This window comes from Streptomyces sp. NPDC053432, assembly GCF_055585365.1.
Window position 1 is genome coordinate 104,852 of record NZ_JBVJKF010000012.1, and the last position, 19,120, is coordinate 123,971.

The window sequence follows — 19,120 nt, forward strand, 5'->3', positions numbered from 1 at the left end:
GGGGCTGAATTTTCCATGGGACTGGAAGAGAAGCTGCCGAGCGGCTTTCTGCTGACCACCGTCGAACAGGCCGCGGGGTGGGTGCGCAAAGCATCCGTCTTCCCCGCGACCTTCGGCCTGGCCTGCTGCGCCATCGAGATGATGACCACCGGAGCGGGCCGGTACGACCTGGCCCGCTTCGGCATGGAGGTCTTCCGCGGCTCCCCGCGCCAGGCCGACCTGATGATCGTGGCCGGCCGGGTCAGCCAGAAGATGGCGCCGGTGCTGCGGCAGGTGTACGACCAGATGCCCGCTCCCAAATGGGTCATCTCCATGGGGGTCTGCGCATCTTCGGGCGGAATGTTCAACAACTACGCGATCGTCCAGGGCGTCGACCACATCGTCCCCGTGGACATCTACCTCCCCGGCTGTCCGCCCCGCCCCGAGATGCTGATGGACGCGATCCTCAAGCTCCACCAGAAGATCCAGGGCGGAAAGCTCGGTGTGAACCGGGAAGAGGCGGCCCGCGAGGCGGAGGAAGCGGCCCTCAAGGCACTCCCCATGATCGAGATGAAGGGGCTGCTCCGGTGAGCGAGACCCGAGAGCCGGAGAACGGCCACCCGGAGAACGGCAACAACGTCCCCGCGCCGCGCGGCGGCGGCCCCGAGGTCATCGGCGTCCGCAAGGGCATGTTCGGCGCCAGGAACGGCGGCGACACCAGCGGCTACGGCGGCCTGGTCCGCACCGTGGCCCTGCCCGGCGCGAGCCACCGCCCGTACGGCTCCTGGTTCGACGAGGTGGCCGACGAGCTCGAAGGCGCCCTGGAGGAGCAGGACCTCGTCCCCGAGAACGCCATCGAGAAGACGGTGGTCGACCGGGGCGAGCTGACCTTCCACATCGCCCGCGAGCACCTCGTCCGCGTCGCCCGCACCCTGCGCGACGACCCGGCCCTGCGCTTCGAGCTCTGCACCGGCGTCTCCGGCGTGCACTTCCCGGGCGACAAGGGCCGCGAGCTGCACGCCGTCTACCACCTGCGCTCGCTCACCCACGGCCGGATCCTGCGGCTGGAGGTCTCCGTACCGGACGGCGATCCGCACATCCCGTCGCTCGTCTCCGTCTACCCGACCAACGACTGGCACGAGCGCGAGACGTACGACTTCTTCGGCCTGATCTTCGACGGGCACCCGGCCCTCACCCGGATCATGATGCCGGACGACTGGCAGGGCTTCCCGCAGCGCAAGGACTACCCGCTCGGCGGCATCGCCGTCGAGTACAAGGGCGCCCAGATCCCGGCTCCCGACCAGCGGAGGTCGTACAGCTGATGTCCAACACCTCGAACCACGCGTCCTCCCGCGAGACGACCGAAGGCCTCGTCTACACCGTCACCGGCGGCGACTGGGACGAGATCGTCCAGTCCGCGGCCAAGGCCGACGACGAGCGGATCGTCGTCAACATGGGCCCCCAGCACCCCTCCACCCACGGGGTGCTCCGCCTGATCCTGGAGATCGACGGGGAGACGGTCACCGAGGCCCGCTGCGGCATCGGCTACCTGCACACCGGCATCGAGAAGAACCTCGAATTCCGGAACTGGACGCAGGGCACGACCTTCGTCACGCGCATGGACTACCTGACGCCGTTCTTCAACGAGACGGCGTACTGCCTCGGCGTCGAGAAGCTGCTCGGCATCACCGACCAGATCCCGGACCGCGCCACCGTCATCCGCGTCCTGCTGATGGAGCTCAACCGGCTCTCCTCCCACCTGGTGTGCATCGCCACCGGCGGCATGGAGCTGGGCGCGACCACGATCATGATCTACGGCTTCCGCGACCGCGAGCTGATCCTCGACATCTTCGAGCTGATCACCGGCCTGCGCATGAACCACGCGTTCGTCCGCCCCGGCGGCCTGGCGCAGGACCTGCCCCCCGGCGCCGTCGACCAGCTCCGCGAGTTCGTCAAGACCATGAAGAAGAACCTGCCCGAGTACGACAAGCTCGCCACCGGCAACCCCATCTTCAAGGCCCGCATGCAGGACGTCGGCTACCTCGACCTCACCGGCTGCATGGCACTCGGCGCCACCGGCCCGATCCTGCGCTCCGCCGGCCTGCCGCACGACCTGCGCAAGTCGGACCCGTACTGCGGCTACGAGAACTACGAGTTCGATGTGCCGACCACCGACACCTGCGACTCCTACGGACGCTTCCTGATCCGCCTGGAGGAGATGCGCCAGTCGCTGCGGATCATCGAGCAGTGCCTGGAGCGCCTGGAGCCGGGCCCGGTCATGGTCGCCGACAAGAAGATCGCCTGGCCCGCGCAGCTCGCGATGGGCCCCGACGGCCTCGGCAACTCGCTCGACCACATCAGGAACATCATGGGCACCTCCATGGAGGCCCTCATCCACCACTTCAAGCTGGTGACCGAGGGCTTCCGGGTGCCAGCCGGGCAGGCGTACGCGGCGGTCGAGTCACCCAAGGGCGAACTCGGCGTCCACCTCGTCTCCGACGGCGGCACCCGCCCCTACCGGGTCCACTTCCGCGACCCGTCCTTCACCAACCTGCAGGCCATGGCCGCGATGTGCGAGGGCGGCCAGGTCGCCGACGTCATCGTCGCCGTCGCCTCCATCGACCCCGTGATGGGAGGCGTCGACCGATGACCGACATCTCATTGGGCATGCCGCAGCTTCCCGCCCCCGACTTCCCGGCCGACGTGCGCGAGCGGCTCGAAGCGGACGCGAAGCAGGTCATCGCCCGCTACCCCGACAGCCGCTCCGCGCTGCTCCCGCTGCTGCACCTGTGCCAGTCGGAGGAGGGCCACGTCTCGCGCACCGGCATCCGCTTCTGCGCGGACGTGCTGGGCCTGACGACCGCCGAGGTCACGGCGGTGGCGACCTTCTACACGATGTACCGGCGCAGGCCCTCCGGGGACTACCAGGTCGGCGTCTGCACCAACACCCTGTGCGCGGTCATGGGCGGCGACGCGATCTTCGAGGGGCTCAAGGAGCACCTCGGGGTCGGCAACAACGAGACCACCCCCGACGGCAAGGTCACCCTCGAACACATCGAGTGCAACGCGGCCTGCGACTTCGCCCCCGTGGTGATGGTCAACTGGGAGTTCTTCGACAACCAGACCCCCGAGTCCGCCAAGGCCATGGTGGACGACCTGCTGGCCGGCCGCCCCGTGCAGCCGACCCGGGGCGCGCCCCTGTGCACGTACAAGGAGACCGCCCGGATCCTGGCGGGCTTCCCGGACGAGCGCGAGGGCGCGGTCGAGGCGACCGGCGGCGCCGGCCCCGCCTCCCTGATCGGCCTGCGCATCGCCCGCGGCGAGTCCCCGCGCACCCCGATCGTCCACCCGCGAGGCGAGTCCCGCGGCGAGACCGGCACCGAGGGAGGGGAGTGATGTCCGTGTCGACTGAGCTGAGCAAGAACGGTACGAGCCCGGAGAAGCTCCTCGCGCCCGTCCTCTCGGCGTTCTGGGACGAGCCCGAGTCGTGGACGCTGGAGACCTACCGGCGCCACGAGGGCTACGAAGGCCTGCGCAAGGCCCTCGCGATGACCCCGGACGACCTCATCGCCTACGTGAAGGACTCCGGTCTGCGCGGCCGCGGAGGCGCCGGCTTCCCCACCGGGATGAAGTGGCAGTTCATCCCGCAGGGCGACGGCAAGCCGCACTACCTCGTGGTGAACGCGGACGAGTCGGAGCCGGGAACCTGCAAGGACATCCCCCTCCTCTTCGCCAACCCGCACTCCCTCATCGAGGGAATGATCATCGCCTGCTACGCGATCCGTTCGGAGCACGCCTTCATCTACCTGCGCGGCGAGGTCGTGCCGGTGCTGCGGCGCCTGCACGAGGCGGTGCGCGAGGCGTACGAGGCCGGCTACCTCGGCAAGGACATCCTGGGCAGCGGCCTGAACCTCGACATCACGGTGCACGCGGGCGCGGGCGCGTACATCTGCGGCGAGGAGACGGCGCTGCTCGACTCCCTCGAAGGCCGGCGCGGTCAGCCCCGGCTGCGTCCCCCCTTCCCTGCCGTCGAGGGGCTCTACGCCTGCCCCACCGTGGTGAACAACGTGGAATCCATCGCGTCCGTTCCCGCGATCCTGAACAGGGGCAAGGACTGGTTCAAGTCGATGGGGACCGAGAAGTCCCCCGGCTTCACGCTGTACTCGCTCTCCGGGCACGTCGCCGGCCCCGGCCAGTACGAGGCCCCGCTCGGCATCACCCTGCGCCAGCTCCTCGACATGAGCGGCGGGATGCGGCCCGGGCACCGGCTGAAGTTCTGGACCCCGGGCGGCTCCTCCACCCCGATGTTCACGGACGAGCACCTCGACGTCCCGCTCGACTACGAGGGCGTGGGCGCGGCCGGGTCGATGCTCGGCACCAAGGCGCTCCAGTGCTTCGACGAGACGACCTGCGTGGTGCGGGCCGTCACCCGGTGGACCGAGTTCTACGCCCACGAGTCCTGCGGCAAGTGCACCCCCTGCCGCGAAGGCACCTACTGGCTGGTCCAGCTGCTCCGCGACATCGAGGCGGGCAAGGGCGTCATGGCCGACCTCGACAAGCTGAACGACATCGCCGACAACATCAACGGCAAGTCCTTCTGCGCGCTGGGCGACGGCGCCGCCAGCCCGATCTTCTCCTCGCTGAAGTACTTCCGCGAGGAGTACGAGCAGCACATCACGGGCAAGGGCTGCCCCTTCGACCCCAGGAAGTCGACCCTCTGGGCCGACACGGAGGTGAACGCATGACCGTCACCACTAACGCACCGGCAGGTGGCGGAGAGGCGGCGGTGCCGCCCGAGGACCTGGTGTCGCTCACCATCGACGGCATCGAGCTGTCGGTGCCCAAGGGCACCCTCGTCATCCGGGCCGCCGAGCAGATCGGCGTCGAGATCCCCCGGTTCTGCGACCACCCCCTCCTCTCCCCGGCCGGCGCCTGCCGCCAGTGCATCGTCGAGGTCGAGGGCCAGCGCAAGCCGATGGCCTCCTGCACCATCACCTGCACCGACGGCATGGTCGTCAAGACGCAGCTGACCTCCGAGGTCGCCGACAAGGCCCAGCGCGGGGTGATGGAGCTGCTGCTCATCAACCACCCGCTGGACTGCCCGGTCTGCGACAAGGGCGGCGAGTGCCCCCTGCAGAACCAGGCGATGTCCCACGGCAACGCCGAATCGCGTTTCGAGGGCAGGAAGCGCACCTACGAGAAGCCGGTCCCGATCTCCACTCAGGTGCTGCTGGACCGCGAGCGGTGCGTGCTGTGCGCGCGCTGCACCCGCTTCTCCAACGAGATCGCCGGCGACCCGATGATCGAACTGGTCGAGCGCGGCGCACTCCAGCAGGTCGGCACCGGCGAGGGCGACCCCTTCGAGTCGTACTTCTCCGGCAACACCATCCAGATCTGCCCCGTCGGCGCCCTGACCTCGGCCGCCTACCGGTTCCGCTCCCGCCCCTTCGACCTCGTCTCCTCCCCGAGCGTGTGCGAGCACTGCGCGGGCGGCTGCGCGACCCGCACCGACCACCGGCGCGGGAAGGTGCTGCGACGCCTCGCCGCCGAGGACCCCGAGGTCAACGAGGAATGGGTGTGCGACAAGGGCCGCTTCGGGTTCCGCTACGCGCAGCGCCCGGACCGGCTCACCACCCCGCTGGTGCGCGGCACCGACGGGGTGCTCGCCCCGGCGAGCTGGCCCGAGGCCCTGGAGGCCGCGGCCAACGGGCTCGCGGCCGCGCGCGGCCGCGCCGGTGTCCTGACCGGCGGCCGGCTCACGGTCGAGGACGCGTACGCGTACGCCAAGTTCGCGCGCGTCGTGCTCGACACCAACGACATCGACTTCCGGGCCCGGGTGCACAGCGCGGAGGAGGCCGAGTTCCTGGCCGCCACCGTGGCCGGCACCGGCACGGACCTCGACGGCGACGGCGTCACGTACACCTCGCTGGAAGCGGCCCCCGCCGTGCTGCTCGTCGGCATCGAGGCGGAGGAGGAGGCACCCGGGGTCTTCCTGCGGCTGCGCAAGGCGCACCGCAAGCGCAAGCAGCGGACCTTCGCCCTCGCCCCCTTCACCACCCGGGGCCTGCAGAAGGCGGGCGGCACCCTGCTGGCCGCCGCCCCCGGCACCGAGCCCGAGTGGCTGGACGCCCTCGCCTCCGGCACCGGCCTGGTGGCCGGCGGCGCCGCGGCCGCGGAGGGGCTGCGCAAGCCCGGCGCGGTCATCGTGGTCGGGGAGCGCCTGGCCGGCGTGCCCGGCGCGCTGAGCGCCGCCGTGCGGGCCGCCGCCGCGACCGGCGCCAAGCTGGTGTGGATCCCGCGCCGGGCCGGGGAGCGGGCCGCCGTCGAGGCGGGCGCGCTGCCGTCCCTGCTGCCGGGCGGCCGTCCGGCCACCGACCCGCGGGCCCGCGACGAGGTCGCCGCGGCCTGGCGGCTCGACGAGCTGCCGCACCGCTACGGCCGCGACACCGGCCAGATCGTCGAGGCGGCGGCCACCCGCGAGCTGTCCGCCCTGCTGGTCGCGGGCGTCGAGGTGACGGACCTGCCCGACCCGGCCCGCGCCCGCACCGCGCTCGTGGAGGCCTTCGTGGTCTCCCTGGAGCTGCGGCCGAGCGAGGTCACCGACCACGCGGACGTGGTGTTCCCGGTGGCCGCGGTCGCCGAGAAGGACGGCACGTTCATCAACTGGGAGGGCAGGGTCCGGCCGTTCGAGGCCGCCCTCAAGCCCGACCAGATGACGCGCCGGCTCGCCCCGGCCGACTCCCGCGTCCTGCACATGCTGGCCGACGCCGCCGACCGGCCGCTCGCGCTGCCCGACGTGCACGCCGTACGCCGGGAGCTGGAGCGGCTCGGGCCGTGGGAGGGGCCGCTGGCCACCGAGCAGTCCACCGCCCCGCTGCCGATGCCCCGCCCGGGCGTCGGCGAGGCGGTCCTCGCGGGCCACCGGCTGCTGCTCGACCAGGGCAGGCTCCAGGAGGGCGACGACGCCCTGGCCGGCACCCGGCACGAGGCGAGTGCCCGGCTGTCGGCGGCCACGGCCGCCGAGACGGGCGTCAAGAACGGCGACGTCCTCGCGGTCACCGGCCCCGCCGGCTCCGTGGAACTGCCGCTGAGGGTCACCGAGATGCCCGACCGGGTGGTCTGGCTCCCGCTGAACTCCACCGGCTCCGGCGTCCTCGCCGACACGGGCGCCGCCCCCGGCGCCCTCGTACGCATCGGCCCGGCGACCCCGGCCGGCGCAGATGGCACCCCCGCGGAGGTGGACGCGTGAACGCGGTAGAGCTGGCCGCCGAGGACCTCAGCCTGTTCGGCCACGACGTGTGGTGGCTGGTCCTGCTGAAGGCGGTCTTCTGCTTCGCCTTCCTGATGGTGACCGTGCTGTTCTCCATCGTGTGGGAGCGCAAGGTCGTCGCTTGGATGCAGCTGCGCATCGGACCGAACCGGCACGGCCCCTGGGGCATGCTCCAGTCGCTCGCCGACGGCGTGAAGCTGATGCTCAAGGAAGACGTCATCGTCAAGCGGGCCGACAAGGTCGTCTACGTCCTGGCGCCGATCATCGCGGCGATCCCGGCCTTCATGGCGATCGCGGTGATCCCCTTCGGGCCCGCCGGCAACGAGGTCTCCATCTTCGGCCAGCGCACCACGATGCAGCTGACCGACCTGCCCATCGCGATGCTGTACGTCCTCGCGGTGGCCTCGGTCGGCATCTACGGCATCGTGCTGGCCGGCTGGTCCTCCGGCTCGACGTACCCGCTGCTCGGCGGACTGCGCTCCTGCGCGCAGATGATCAGCTACGAGATCGCGATGGGCGCGGCCTTCGCCTCGGTCTTCCTCTACTCCGGGTCGATGTCGACCTCGGCGATCGTGGAGGCCCAGGCCGACCGCTGGTACATCGTGCTGCTGCCGGTCTCCTTCATCATCTACGTCGTCACGATGGTCGGCGAGACGAACCGCGCCCCCTTCGACATGCCGGAGTCCGAGGGCGACCTGGTCGGCGGCTTCAACACCGAGTACTCGTCCATCAAGTTCGCGCTGTTCATGCTGGCCGAGTACGTCAACATGGTCACCGTCTCCGCGGTCTCGGTCACCCTGTTCCTGGGCGGCTGGCGGGCCCCGGCGCCGATCTCCACGTACTGGGAGGGCGCGAACCACGGCTGGTGGCCGATGCTCTGGTTCGTCCTCAAGGTGCAGCTGCTGCTCTTCTTCTTCATCTGGCTGCGCGGCACGCTGCCGCGCGTGCGCTACGACCAGCTGATGAAGCTCGGCTGGAAGGTGCTCATCCCGGTCTCCGTGGTCTGGCTGATGCTGGTCGCCACCGTCCGGGCGCTGCGCAACGAGAGTTACAACTTCAGCCAGATCGTCCTCTACGTCGGCGGCGCGGTCGTCGCGATCCTGCTGCTCTCCTTCGTCGCGGACCTGTTCCGCGAGAAGCGCGAGAAGCGCGAGAAGGCCGCGGCGGCCACGGCCGACACCGCGCCCTTCGACCCGCTCGCGGGTGGATTCCCCGTACCGCCCAAGCCCGGCCAGCACCTGGCACCCGTACCGCGCAGGCGGCCCCGCAGCGAGCGGGAGCTGATTGTCAGTGGCGGGACGAATACTGAGAGTGACCGAGAGGAGGGTGCTGAGAATGTCTGACGCTGACCAGAGCGAGAAGTGGCAGAACCCGGTGGCGGGCTTCGGCGTGACCTTCAAGGCCATGTTCAAGAAGCGCCTCACCGAGCAGTACCCGGAGCAGCAGAAGACGACCGCGCCGCGTTTCCACGGACGGCACCAGCTGAACCGGCACCCCGACGGTCTGGAGAAGTGCATCGGGTGCGAACTGTGCGCCTGGGCCTGTCCCGCCGACGCGATCTACGTGGAGGGCGCGGACAACACGGAGGAGGAGCGCTACTCCCCGGGTGAGCGCTACGGCCGCGTCTACCAGATCAACTACGCCCGCTGCATCCTGTGCGGGCTGTGCGTCGAGGCGTGCCCGACGCGGGCGCTGACGATGACGAACGAGTTCGAACTGGCCGACGCCAGCCGCGAGTCGCTCATCTACACCAAGGAGCAGCTGCTGGCGGGCCTGACCGAGGGCATGGTCGAGGCGCCGCACTCGATCTTCCCCGGCACCGACGAGCAGGACTACTACCGCGGACTGGTGACGGGGGCCGCCCCCGGCACCGTCCGGCAGGTGGCCGTCTCGAAGGGCGAGGCCGCGGAAGACGCGGAGAGCAACGGGCACGCCGAGGAGGTGGGGGCATGAGCGCCCTGTCAGCCGCCACCATGACCTCCACGGGCGAGGCGGTCCAGTTCTGGGTCCTCGGCACGGTCGCCGTCATCGGCGCGCTGTCCACGATCCTGATGAAGAAGGCCGTGCACAGCGCACTGAGCCTCGCCGGGACGATGATCATCCTGGCGGTCTTCTACCTCGCCAACGGGGCGTACTTCCTGGGCGTCGTCCAGGTCATCGTCTACACCGGCGCGATCATGATGCTCTTCCTCTTCGTGGTCATGCTCGTCGGCGTCACCGCCGCCGACTCCCTGAAGGAGACCATCAAGGGCCAGCGCTGGCTGGCCCTCCTGTGCGGGCTCGGCTTCGGCATCCTGCTGTTCGCCGGCATCGGCAACGCCGGGCTCACCCACTTCAACGGGCTCGGCCGGGTCAACTCCGGCGGGCACGTCGAGGGCCTGGCCCAGCTGATCTTCACCAAGTACGTCTTCGCCTTCGAGATCACCGGCGCCCTGCTGATCACGGCGGCCGTCGGCGCGATGGTGCTCACCCACCGCGAGCGCACGGAGCGGGCCGCCACCCAGCGCGAGCTCGCGGAGAAGCGCGTACGCGAGGGAGTGCAGCTCCCGCCGCTGCCCGCGCCCGGCGTCTACGCCCGGCACAACGCGGTGGACGTCGCCGGTCTGCTGCCGGACGGCACCCCGTCCGAGCTGACGGTCAGCAAGACGCTGCGTGCCCGCGGCCAGATCCGCGACGTCTCCGGCCAGGCGCTGGACGACCTCAGGGCGCTGGAGCAGAGCTCCGCCGAGCGCCTCGGCCGCGAATCGCGTGAGGAGGCCTCGAAGTGAACCCGGTCAACTACCTGTACCTGGCGGCCCTGCTGTTCACCATCGGTGCGACCGGTGTGCTGATCCGCAAGAACGCGATCGTGCTGTTCATGTGCGTCGAGCTGATGCTCAACGCCTGCAACCTCGCCTTCGTCGCGTTCTCCCGGATGCACGGCAACCTCGACGGCCAGATCATCGCGTTCTTCACGATGGTCGTCGCCGCCGCGGAGGTCGTCGTGGGCCTCGCGATCATCGTGTCGCTGTTCCGTAGCCGCCACTCGGCCTCGGTCGACGACGCCAGCCTGATGAAGCTGTAAGGGGCGTTCACAGTGGAGAATCTGATTGCGCTGCTGGTGGCAGTGCCCCTGCTCGGAGCGGCGGTGCTGCTGTGCGGCGGCCGGCGCCTCGACAGGTCCGGCCACTGGATCGGCACCTTCCTCGCGGCCGTCTCCTTCGGGATCGGCGCCGCCCTGTTCGCGGACATGCTGGGGCGCGCGGCCGATGACCGGACCCTCACCCAGAAGCTGTGGACCTGGATCCCGGTGGAGGGCTTCCAGGCGGACATCGCCTTCCAGCTCGACCAGCTGTCGATGACGTTCGTCCTGCTGATCTCCGGGGTGGGCACGCTCATCCACGTGTACTCGATCGGGTACATGGAGCACGACGAGCGCCGCCGCCGCTTCTTCGGCTACCTCAACCTCTTCGTCGCGGCGATGCTGCTCCTCGTCATCGCCGACAACTACCTGCTGCTGTACTTCGGCTGGGAGGGCGTGGGCCTCGCCTCGTACCTCCTGATCGGCTTCTGGCAGCACAAGCCCAGCGCGGCCACCGCCGCGAAGAAGGCCTTCCTGGTCAACCGGGTCGGCGACATGGGCCTGTCGATCGCGATCATGCTGATGTTCACCACGTTCGGGACCTTCGCCTTCGGGCCGGTGTTCGGCGCGGTCGGCGAGACCTCCGAGGGCAGGCTGACGGCCATCGGCCTGATGCTGCTGCTGGCCGCCTGCGGCAAGTCGGCCCAGGTCCCGCTGCAGTCCTGGCTCGGCGACGCGATGGAGGGCCCGACCCCGGTCTCGGCCCTCATCCACGCGGCGACGATGGTGACCGCCGGTGTCTACCTGATCGTCCGGTCGGGCGCGGTCTTCAACGGGGCGCCGGACGCCCAGCTCGTGGTCACGATCGTGGGCGCGGTCACGCTCCTCTTCGGTGCGATCGTCGGTTGCGCGAAGGACGACATCAAGAAGGCCCTGGCCGGTTCGACGATGTCGCAGATCGGCTACATGGTCCTCGCGGCGGGCCTCGGCCCCATCGGGTACGTCTTCGCGATCATGCACCTGGTCACGCACGGCTTCTTCAAGGCGGGCCTCTTCCTCGGCGCCGGTTCCGTGATGCACGGGATGAACGACGAGGTCGACATGCGCAAGTACGGGGGCCTGCGGAAGTACATGCCGATCACCTTCGTCACCTTCGGCCTCGGCTACCTCGCGATCATCGGCTTCCCCGGCCTGTCCGGCTTCTTCTCCAAGGACATGATCATCGAGGCGGCCTTCGCCAAGGGCGGCACGCAGGGCTGGATCCTGGGCGGGGTCGCCCTGCTGGGCGCCGGCATCACCGCCTTCTACATGACCCGCGTCATGCTCCTCACCTTCTTCGGCGAGAAGCGCTGGCAGCCGGCCCCGGACCCGGACAAGACGCCCGGCGTGGAGCCCGGCGTCGAAGCCCACCCCGGCGAGCTGCCGCACCCGCACGAGTCCCCGAAGTCCATGACCATCCCGATGATCATCCTGGCGTTCGGGTCGGTCTTCGCCGGAGCCTTCTTCGAGATCGGTGAGCGCTTCCTGAAGTGGCTGGAGCCCGTCACCGGTTACTCGCACGGCGACTCCCCGGTCAGCGCCATGACGGTGACCGCGGCCACCATGGTGATGCTCCTCGTCGGCGTCGGCATCGCCTGGGCGATGTACGGCAAGCGGCCCGTCCCGGTCGTCGCACCGCGCGGCTCGCTCCTCACCCGGGCAGCCCGCAAGGACCTCTACCAGGACGACTTCAACCACGTCGTGCTCGTGCGCGGCGGGGAGCACCTGACCCGCTCGCTCGTCTACGTCGACCACAGCCTCGTCGACGGGGTGGTCAACGGGACGGCCGCCTCGGTCGGCGGACTGTCGGGCCGGCTGCGCAAGCTCCAGAACGGCTACGTCCGCAGCTACGCGGTCTCGATGTTCGGGGGCACGGCGATCCTCATCGCCGCGACCCTGCTGATGAGGGCGGTGTGAGATGTCCTTTCCCCTGCTGACGGTGACGGCCGCGGTGCCCGCGGCCGGCGCGGTCCTGACGGCGGCCGTCCCGGCCGCCCGCAGGACCGCCGCCAAGTGGCTCGCGCTGCTCTTCTCGCTGGCGACCCTGGCCCTGGCCGTGCTCGTCGCGGTCCGCTTCGAGCCCGGTGGCGACCGCTACCAGCTCACCGAGTCCCACGCCTGGATCCCCGACTTCGGGGTCAGCTACGAACTGGGCGTGGACGGCATCGGGGTGGCGCTGATCGCGCTCACCGCGCTGCTGATCCCCTTCGTGATCGCGGCCGGCTGGCACGACGCCGACCCGCTGGAGACCAACTCTTCCCGGTGGCGGCCGACCCAGGGCTTCTTCGCCCTGATCCTGCTGGTCGAGGCGATGGTGATCATCTCCTTCGAGGCCACCGACGTCTTCCTCTTCTACATCTTCTTCGAAGCCATGCTCATCCCGATGTACTTCCTCATCGGCGGCTTCGGGGACCGGGCACACGCGGGTACCGACGAGAACGCGGCCGCGCAGCGCTCGTACGCGGCGGTCAAGTTCCTCCTCTACAACCTGGTCGGCGGCCTGATCATGCTGGCCGCGGTCATCGGGCTGTACGTGGTCGCCGGGAACTTCTCCCTCCAGGAGATCACCGCCGCGCGTGCCGCGGGCACGCTCGACATGGCCACCAACACCGAGCGGCTGCTGTTCCTCGGCTTCTTCTTCGCCTTCGCGGTGAAGGCGCCGCTGTGGCCGCTGCACACCTGGCTGCCGAACGCGATGGGCGAGTCCACCGCGCCGGTCGCCGTGCTGATCACCGCGGTCGTCGACAAGGTCGGCACCTTCGCGATGCTCCGCTTCTGCCTCGGGCTCTTCCCCGACGCCAGCAAGTGGGCCACGCCCGTGATCCTCGTACTGGCCCTGATCAGCATCGTCTACGGCGCGCTGGTCGCGGTCGGGCAGCGGGACATCAAGCGGCTGGTCGCCTACGCCTCGATCTCGCACTTCGGCTTCATCATCCTGGGCATCTTCGCGATGACCTCCCAGGGCCAGTCCGGTGCGACGCTCTACATGGTCAACCACGGGATCTCGACGGCCGCGCTGATGCTGGTGGCCGGCTTCCTGATCTCCCGGCGCGGCTCGCGGCTCATCGCCGACTACGGCGGCGTCCAGAAGGTGGCCCCGGTCCTCGCCGGCACCTTCCTGATCGGCGGTCTCGCCACCCTGTCGCTGCCGGGCCTCGCGCCCTTCGTCAGTGAATTCCTGGTCCTGGTCGGCACGTTCGCCCGGTACCCGGTCATCGGCATCATCGCCACCGTCGGCATCGTGCTGGCCGCGCTCTACACCCTGGTGCTCTACCAGCGCACGATGACCGGCCCCGTGAAGGAGGAGGTCCGCACCATGCCGGACCTGCGCCTGCGGGAGGTGCTCGTGGTGGCCCCGCTGATCGTGCTGCTGATCGGCCTGGGCGTCTACCCGAAGGTGCTCACCGACATCGTCAACCCGGCGGTGCAGTACACCATGTCCGACGTGAAGCAGACGGACCCTGCTCCTGAAGTGGAGGCGGCGAAGTGAGCACGATGACTGCTGCCCACAGCCTGTGGACACTGGCGGCCGCGGCGCCGGTCGACAAGATCCCGGCACCGAAGATCGAGTACGCCCAGCTCTCACCCACCCTGATCGTGGTCGGCGCGGCGGTCCTCGGAGTCCTCGTCGAGGCGTTCGTACCGCGCAAGTCCCGCTACTACGTCCAGGTGTTCATCGCCGTCGCCGCGCTGGCCTCGGCCTTCGCGGCGGTCGTCGGCCTGGCGGCCGGCGGGTACGGCTCCACCAAGGCGCACATCGCCGCGATGGGCGCGATCGCCGTGGACGGCCCGGCACTGTTCCTGCAGGGCACCATCCTGCTGGCCTCGGTCGTCGCGGTCTTCACCTTCGCCGAGCGGCGCCTGGACCCGGCCGCGCACGGCAACCGGGTGGACTCCTTCGCCGCGCAGGCGGCGTCCGTACCGGGCAGCGACAGCGAGAAGGCCGCGGTCAAGGCGGGCTTCACCACCACCGAGGTGTTCCCGCTCGCCCTGTTCGCGATCTCCGGGATGCTGATCTTCCCGGCGGCCGATGACCTGCTGACGCTCTTCATCGCGCTGGAGGTCTTCTCCCTCCCGCTGTACCTGCTCTGCGCCGTCGCCCGCCGCCAGCGGCTGATGTCGCAGGAGGCGGCGGTGAAGTACTTCCTGCTCGGCGCCTTCTCCTCCGCCTTCTTCCTCTTCGGCATCGCGCTGGTCTACGGCTACGCGGGCTCGGTCTCGTACGCCGCGATCGCCGACGTGGTCGACGGCACGGTCTCCCGCGTCGACCCGGCGCTCGCCACGACCATGGGCAACGACGCCCTGCTGCTGACCGGCGGGGCGCTGCTGTTGATGGGCCTGCTCTTCAAGGTCGGTGCGGTCCCCTTCCACATGTGGACCCCGGACGTCTACCAGGGCGCCCCGACCCCGGTCACCGGCTTCATGGCCGCGGCGACGAAGGTGGCCGCCTTCGGCGCGCTGCTGCGCCTGCTCTACGTGGTCCTCCCCGGTCTGCGCTGGGACTGGCGGCCGGTGATGTGGGCGGTGGCCATCGTCACGATGCTGGCGGGTGCGGTGATCGCCGTGACCCAGACCGACGTCAAGCGTCTCCTCGCCTACTCCTCGATCGCCCACGCGGGCTTCATCCTGGCCGGTGTGATCGCGACCTCGCAGGACGGCGTCAAGTCCGTCCTCTTCTACCTGGGTGCCTACTCCTTCGTGACGATCGGCGCCTTCGCCGTGGTCACGCTGGTGCGCGACGCGGGCGGCGAGGCGACGCACCTGTCCAAGTGGGCGGGCCTCGGCCGTCGTTCGCCGCTGACGGCGGCGGTCTTCGCGGTGTTCCTGCTGGCCTTCGCCGGCATCCCGCTGACCTCGGGCTTCTCCGGCAAGTTCGCCGTCTTCTCGGCGGCGGCGGAGGGCGGCGCGGGAGCGCTGGTCGTGGTCGGTGTCATCTCGTCCGCGATCGCCGCGTTCTTCTACATCCGGGTGATCGTCCTGATGTTCTTCAGCGAGCCGAAGGCCGACGGCCCGACCGTGGCCGTCCCCTCGCCGCTGACGATGACCACCATCGCGGTGGGCGTCGCCGTCACCCTGGTGCTGGGCCTGGCGCCGCAGTACTTCCTGGAGCTGGCGGGGCAGGCGAGCACGTTCGTCCGCTGACCGCCCGCCGCACGGCCGAGGGCCCGGCCCCCTTCGGGGAGCCGGGCCCTTCGGGTTACCCGGGGAGCCTGCGCTGAGGCCTGATGGCGGTGAGGTCCAGGTCGACGGGGAAGGGGACGGAAACCTTCAGACGGTCGTGGAAGATCCCCGATGCGACGTAGCCACCGCTGACCGGCTCGCGCTCGAAGACGTAGACGACTGCTCGACCGTCCTTGTTCTCGACCCGCCAGTAGTGGGGAATGCCCGCCCGCGCGTACTTGACCGGCTTGGTCTCCCGATCCCGGTCGATCGACTCCGGAGATACGACCTCGACGGCCAGCAGAACGGTCTCGGCGGGCAGGCGGGTCTGTTCGAGGCCGTGGACGGCGTCGTCACGGAACACGATGACGTCGGGCTCGGGACGATTGCGCCGGTCGATGTCGATGGTGAACTCCCGGAGGACCTCGAGGCCTTCCGGGACCAGCGCCTGCAGCTGCCAGTTGAAGAAGTCGACCGCTCGTGAATGGAAGAGGGTCTGCGGACTCACGAAGATCAGGCTCCCGTCGATCAGCTCCGTGTGGGGAGGCAGATTCGGAAGCGTGTCCAGGTCGTCGGCAGTCCAGCCGCCGGGCGGAGGGATCGGCCAGCTGTGTTCCGGGTTCATCAGTGCTCCCATGAGCCGGAGTCTCGCGCGTGCACCCAGCGTATCGCCGGGCTTCCCGCGGAAGCCGCCCTTACGAGTGAGTCATATGCCCCGAGCACGTGAGGGCGGGGTTCCAGTTGTGGAAGCGGCCGGCCGGGTTGTTCTCGTACGCCCACAGGTGCAGGTCGAAGTGCTTCGGCATGCCCGCCCAGTGGCCGGGCATGGGCCCGTCGAAGGGCAGCCCGAACATGCTCGGGCGGTCGTCGGCGGTCGTCAGGTCCTGGTCCCGGTCGCTCGACATCCACTCCACGGCCTGCAGCTTGCGGCGGCCGTTGCGGTCCTTCTCCGTGCTGTAGAGGAGCGCCGTCGGCCTGCTCGGGTCCTTCGAACCCCAGTAGGCCTCCTTCACGTAGTGGTAGCCCATGGCGCCGACCCCGAACGGGTTGGTCATGCACGGCATGCCGTGCGGCACGTACCCGTCGGCGAGCGCCTGCCGCTCGTCCACGTACTTGGCCGTCACCCGGATCGCCGTGGCCATGTCCCGCATGGCCTGCCGGTTGCGCGGGTCGGGCGCGGGCCCGTCGACCGCGTGGGCCGAGGGGACCACGGCCAGCGCGAGGGACGCCGCGGCGGCGCAGGTGAGGACGGTCTTCAAACGCAGTGCGGGCATGGCTGCTCCTCGCGGTGGGGACGGACGGAACGGGCCGCCCGGCCCGTCCCGTCCGTCCACCATCCGGTCCCGTCCCGCCCCGCGCACGCGGACCGCGCCCGCCTGGCGTACTGGGTGTGTCTAGCGGGCCGCCACGATGCGCCCGGTGACCTCGCCGAGGCCGATGCGCGTGCCGTCCGTGCCCGGCGCCCAGGCGGTCAGGGTGACGGTGTCACCGTCCTCCAGGAAGGTGCGCTTGCCGTCGGTCAGCTCGATGGCGTCACGTCCGTTCCACGTCAGCTCCAGCAGCGAACCGCGCTGGTTCACCTCGGGGCCGCTGACGGTGCCGGAGCCGTACACGTCGCCCGTGCGCAGGGAGGCGCCGTTGACGGTCATGTGCGCGAGCTGCTGCGCGGCCGTCCAGTACATGGAGGCGAACGGCGGCTGCGCCACCTCCTGCCCGTTGATGGAGACGGTGATGCGCAGGTCGAAGCCGCCGGGGCGCTCGGCGTCCGCGTCGTCGAGGTAGGGCAGCAGCGGGAAGTCCCGGGCGGGCGGGGCCACGCGCGCCGGGTCCAGGGCCTCCAGCGGGGTCACCCACGCGGAGACGGAGGTCGCGAAGGACTTGCCGAGGAAGGGGCCGAGGGGCACGTACTCCCAGGCCTGGATGTCGCGCGCCGACCAGTCGTTGAGCAGGAACAGCCCGAAGACGTGGTCCTCGAAGTCGCCCAGCGCCACCGGCGAGCCCAGCTCGGAGGGGGTGCCGACGACGAAGCCGACCTCGGCCTCGATGTCGAGCTTGACCGACGGGCCGAAGACGGGCGCCGGGTCGGTGGGCGCCTTGCGCTGCCCGGAGGGGCGTACGACGTCCGTCCCCGACACCACGATCGTTCCCGAGCGGCCGTGGTAACCGATGGGCAGGTGCTTCCAGTTGGGGGTCAGCGCGTCCCCGTCCGGGCGGAAGATCCGGCCCACGTTGGTGGCGTGGTGCTCGCTCGCGTAGAAGTCGACGTAGTCGGCGACCTCGTACGGCAGGTGCAGCGTGACCTCGTCGAGCGGCAGCAGGTGCGGCTCGACGGTGGGCCGGTGGCCGGGGTCGGTGACCCAGGCGGTCAGCGCGCGGCGCACGTCGCGCCATGCGGTGCGGCCGGCGGCCAGCAGCGGGTTGAGGGAGGGCTGCCCGAGCAGCGCGGCGTACGGAGAACCGAGCGCGGTGGCGGCCGCTCCCGCGTCGAGCACGTACCCGCCGATCCGCACGCCGATCCGGCGGCGGTCCTCCCCGGCCGTCGAGAAGACGCCGTAGGGAAGGTTGTGCGGCCCGAACGGGTCGCCCTCGGGGAGATCGAGGGGGCTCTGCTGGGGCATGGGGTGCTGCCTCGCTTTCAACGCGGTCCGAGGGTGTCCCGGAGGCTGGTTGACACGTTACGTGGCTAGTGGGGCAGGCGGGAGGCCGGATTCGGGCGATATTCGTAGTACTTGTCCGTGGGGGTCCGTATCCTTGGCGGGGTGACTTCCGCCCTTCCTCAGGCCCTTCCCTATGCCTTGATCGCCACTGACCTGGACGGGACTCTGCTGCGTGCCGGGGACACCGTCTCCGCCCGTTCGTACGAGGCGCTCGCCATGGCCCGCGCGGCCGGCGCCCAGCACATCATCGTCACCGGCCGCCCCGTCCCACAGGTCCGGCACGTCCTGGACGACCTTGGCTACACGGGGCTCGCGGTGTGCGGGCAGGGCGCGCAGGTGTACGACGCGGCGCGCGGGAGCCTGCTGCACTCCGTCTCCATGGACCGGGAGCTGGCCGAGGTGGCCCTCGGCAAGATCGAGGCGGAGATCGGCGAGGTGTACGCGGCGGTCAACCAGGAGGGCGTGGACGCCGAGATGCTGATAGGGCCGGGCTACCGCATGTGGCACCCGCACCTGCCGACGGTGCGGGTGGCGCGGCGCGGCGACCTGTGGGCCTCGCCGATCAACAAGGTGCTGCTCCAGCACCCCGAGCTGGACGATGACGAACTGACGCGGGTGGCACGGGCGGTGGTCGGGCACCTGGTGAACGTCACGATGGCGGGGGAGCACACGGTGGAACTCCAGCCGCCGGGCATCGACAAGGCGAGCGGCCTGGCGAAGGCGGCGGCGGTGCTGGGGGTGGGCGGGGAGTCGACGATCGCCTTCGGGGACATGCCGAACGACGTCCCGATGTTCGCGTGGGCGGCCCGGGGGGTGGCCATGGCCAACTCCCACCGCGAGCTGATCTCGGTGGCGGACGAGGTGACGCTGTCCAACGAGGACGACGGCATCGCGGTGGTCCTGGAACGGCTCTTCGGCTGACGGCCGGTCTGCCGGTGGGCTCCGGGGACGGAG

The 19,120-nt window shown here is 70.2% G+C and carries 17 protein-coding genes; 14 read left to right on the forward strand and 3 right to left on the reverse strand.

The genetic code is table 11. The features are described 5' to 3' along the window. The first annotated feature begins 15 nt into the window (after positions 1-15). The 13 genes from ACZ6Y1_RS21055 to nuoN are packed head-to-tail and all read left to right on the forward strand — an operon-like array spanning position 16 to position 15,491. A complete protein-coding gene (locus ACZ6Y1_RS21055) occupies positions 16-570 on the forward strand; it encodes a NuoB/complex I 20 kDa subunit family protein (protein WP_376658070.1) in 555 nt (184 codons plus the stop codon). After that, positions 567-1,301, forward strand: coding sequence for an NADH-quinone oxidoreductase subunit C (locus ACZ6Y1_RS21060; RefSeq protein ID WP_469631757.1), 735 nt, complete (start codon positions 567-569; stop codon positions 1,299-1,301). The genes ACZ6Y1_RS21055 and ACZ6Y1_RS21060 overlap by 4 nt, the downstream gene beginning before the upstream one ends. Then, complete coding sequence (locus ACZ6Y1_RS21065; protein WP_469631760.1) at positions 1,301-2,629, forward strand: NADH-quinone oxidoreductase subunit D; 1,329 nt, start codon at positions 1,301-1,303, stop codon at positions 2,627-2,629. Before ACZ6Y1_RS21060 ends, ACZ6Y1_RS21065 begins: the two co-directional genes overlap by 1 nt. After that, positions 2,626-3,375, forward strand: coding sequence for an NADH-quinone oxidoreductase subunit NuoE (nuoE, locus tag ACZ6Y1_RS21070; RefSeq protein ID WP_469631763.1), 750 nt, complete (start codon positions 2,626-2,628; stop codon positions 3,373-3,375). The genes ACZ6Y1_RS21065 and nuoE overlap by 4 nt, the downstream gene beginning before the upstream one ends. Further along, on the forward strand, positions 3,375-4,724 hold the full coding sequence (gene nuoF, locus ACZ6Y1_RS21075; protein ID WP_469631767.1) for an NADH-quinone oxidoreductase subunit NuoF: 1,350 nt from the start codon (positions 3,375-3,377) through the stop codon (positions 4,722-4,724). The genes nuoE and nuoF overlap by 1 nt, the downstream gene beginning before the upstream one ends. Next, positions 4,721-7,228 carry an NADH-quinone oxidoreductase subunit G gene (locus ACZ6Y1_RS21080; protein ID WP_469631769.1) on the forward strand — a complete coding sequence of 836 codons (2,508 nt, stop codon included), beginning with the start codon at positions 4,721-4,723 and terminating at the stop codon, positions 7,226-7,228. The genes nuoF and ACZ6Y1_RS21080 overlap by 4 nt, the downstream gene beginning before the upstream one ends. Next, the gene (gene nuoH / locus ACZ6Y1_RS21085; RefSeq protein ID WP_469631772.1) at positions 7,225-8,592 is read left to right on the forward strand and encodes an NADH-quinone oxidoreductase subunit NuoH; all 1,368 of its coding nucleotides are present in this window, start codon (positions 7,225-7,227) and stop codon (positions 8,590-8,592) included. The genes ACZ6Y1_RS21080 and nuoH overlap by 4 nt, the downstream gene beginning before the upstream one ends. Continuing rightward, positions 8,585-9,202: an NADH-quinone oxidoreductase subunit NuoI gene (gene nuoI / locus ACZ6Y1_RS21090; protein WP_469631775.1), complete on the forward strand. Its 618-nt coding sequence runs from the start codon at positions 8,585-8,587 to the stop codon at positions 9,200-9,202. The genes nuoH and nuoI overlap by 8 nt, the downstream gene beginning before the upstream one ends. Further along, positions 9,199-10,017: an NADH-quinone oxidoreductase subunit J gene (locus ACZ6Y1_RS21095; protein WP_469631778.1), complete on the forward strand. Its 819-nt coding sequence runs from the start codon at positions 9,199-9,201 to the stop codon at positions 10,015-10,017. Before nuoI ends, ACZ6Y1_RS21095 begins: the two co-directional genes overlap by 4 nt. Continuing rightward, positions 10,014-10,313, forward strand: a complete 300-nt coding sequence (gene nuoK, locus ACZ6Y1_RS21100; RefSeq protein ID WP_403877341.1) for an NADH-quinone oxidoreductase subunit NuoK — start codon at positions 10,014-10,016, stop codon at positions 10,311-10,313. Before ACZ6Y1_RS21095 ends, nuoK begins: the two co-directional genes overlap by 4 nt. A 12-nt stretch (positions 10,314-10,325) precedes the next feature. Next, positions 10,326-12,266 carry an NADH-quinone oxidoreductase subunit L gene (nuoL, locus tag ACZ6Y1_RS21105; protein WP_469631781.1) on the forward strand — a complete coding sequence of 647 codons (1,941 nt, stop codon included), beginning with the start codon at positions 10,326-10,328 and terminating at the stop codon, positions 12,264-12,266. Position 12,267: 1 nt separating this feature from the next. Next, positions 12,268-13,839 (forward strand): NADH-quinone oxidoreductase subunit M, encoded by a 1,572-nt coding sequence (locus ACZ6Y1_RS21110; RefSeq protein WP_469631784.1) that lies wholly within the window; start codon positions 12,268-12,270, stop codon positions 13,837-13,839. Between the two features lie 5 nt (positions 13,840-13,844). Continuing rightward, positions 13,845-15,491, forward strand: a complete 1,647-nt coding sequence (nuoN, locus tag ACZ6Y1_RS21115; protein ID WP_469632048.1) for an NADH-quinone oxidoreductase subunit NuoN — start codon at positions 13,845-13,847, stop codon at positions 15,489-15,491. 55 nt (positions 15,492-15,546) lie between these two features. On the opposite strand, the gene ACZ6Y1_RS21120 is transcribed toward nuoN, so the two are convergent. The 3 genes from ACZ6Y1_RS21120 to fahA all read right to left on the reverse strand — a co-directional run bounded on the left by ACZ6Y1_RS21120 (position 15,547) and on the right by fahA (position 18,127). Then, the gene (locus ACZ6Y1_RS21120; RefSeq protein ID WP_469631786.1) at positions 15,547-16,146 is read right to left on the reverse strand and encodes a Uma2 family endonuclease; all 600 of its coding nucleotides are present in this window, start codon (positions 16,144-16,146) and stop codon (positions 15,547-15,549) included. 58 nt (positions 16,147-16,204) lie between these two features. After that, positions 16,205-16,783, reverse strand: a complete 579-nt coding sequence (locus ACZ6Y1_RS21125; RefSeq protein WP_469631788.1) for a hypothetical protein — start codon at positions 16,781-16,783, stop codon at positions 16,205-16,207. Positions 16,784-16,903: 120 nt separating this feature from the next. Beyond that, positions 16,904-18,127, reverse strand: coding sequence for a fumarylacetoacetase (fahA, locus tag ACZ6Y1_RS21130; RefSeq protein ID WP_469631791.1), 1,224 nt, complete (start codon positions 18,125-18,127; stop codon positions 16,904-16,906). A 141-nt stretch (positions 18,128-18,268) separates the two neighbouring features. Here fahA and ACZ6Y1_RS21135 point away from each other — a divergent pair, with 141 nt between their 5' ends. Next, on the forward strand, positions 18,269-19,087 hold the full coding sequence (locus ACZ6Y1_RS21135) for an HAD family hydrolase (RefSeq protein ID WP_469631794.1): 819 nt from the start codon (positions 18,269-18,271) through the stop codon (positions 19,085-19,087). Positions 19,088-19,120: the final 33 nt, after the last annotated feature.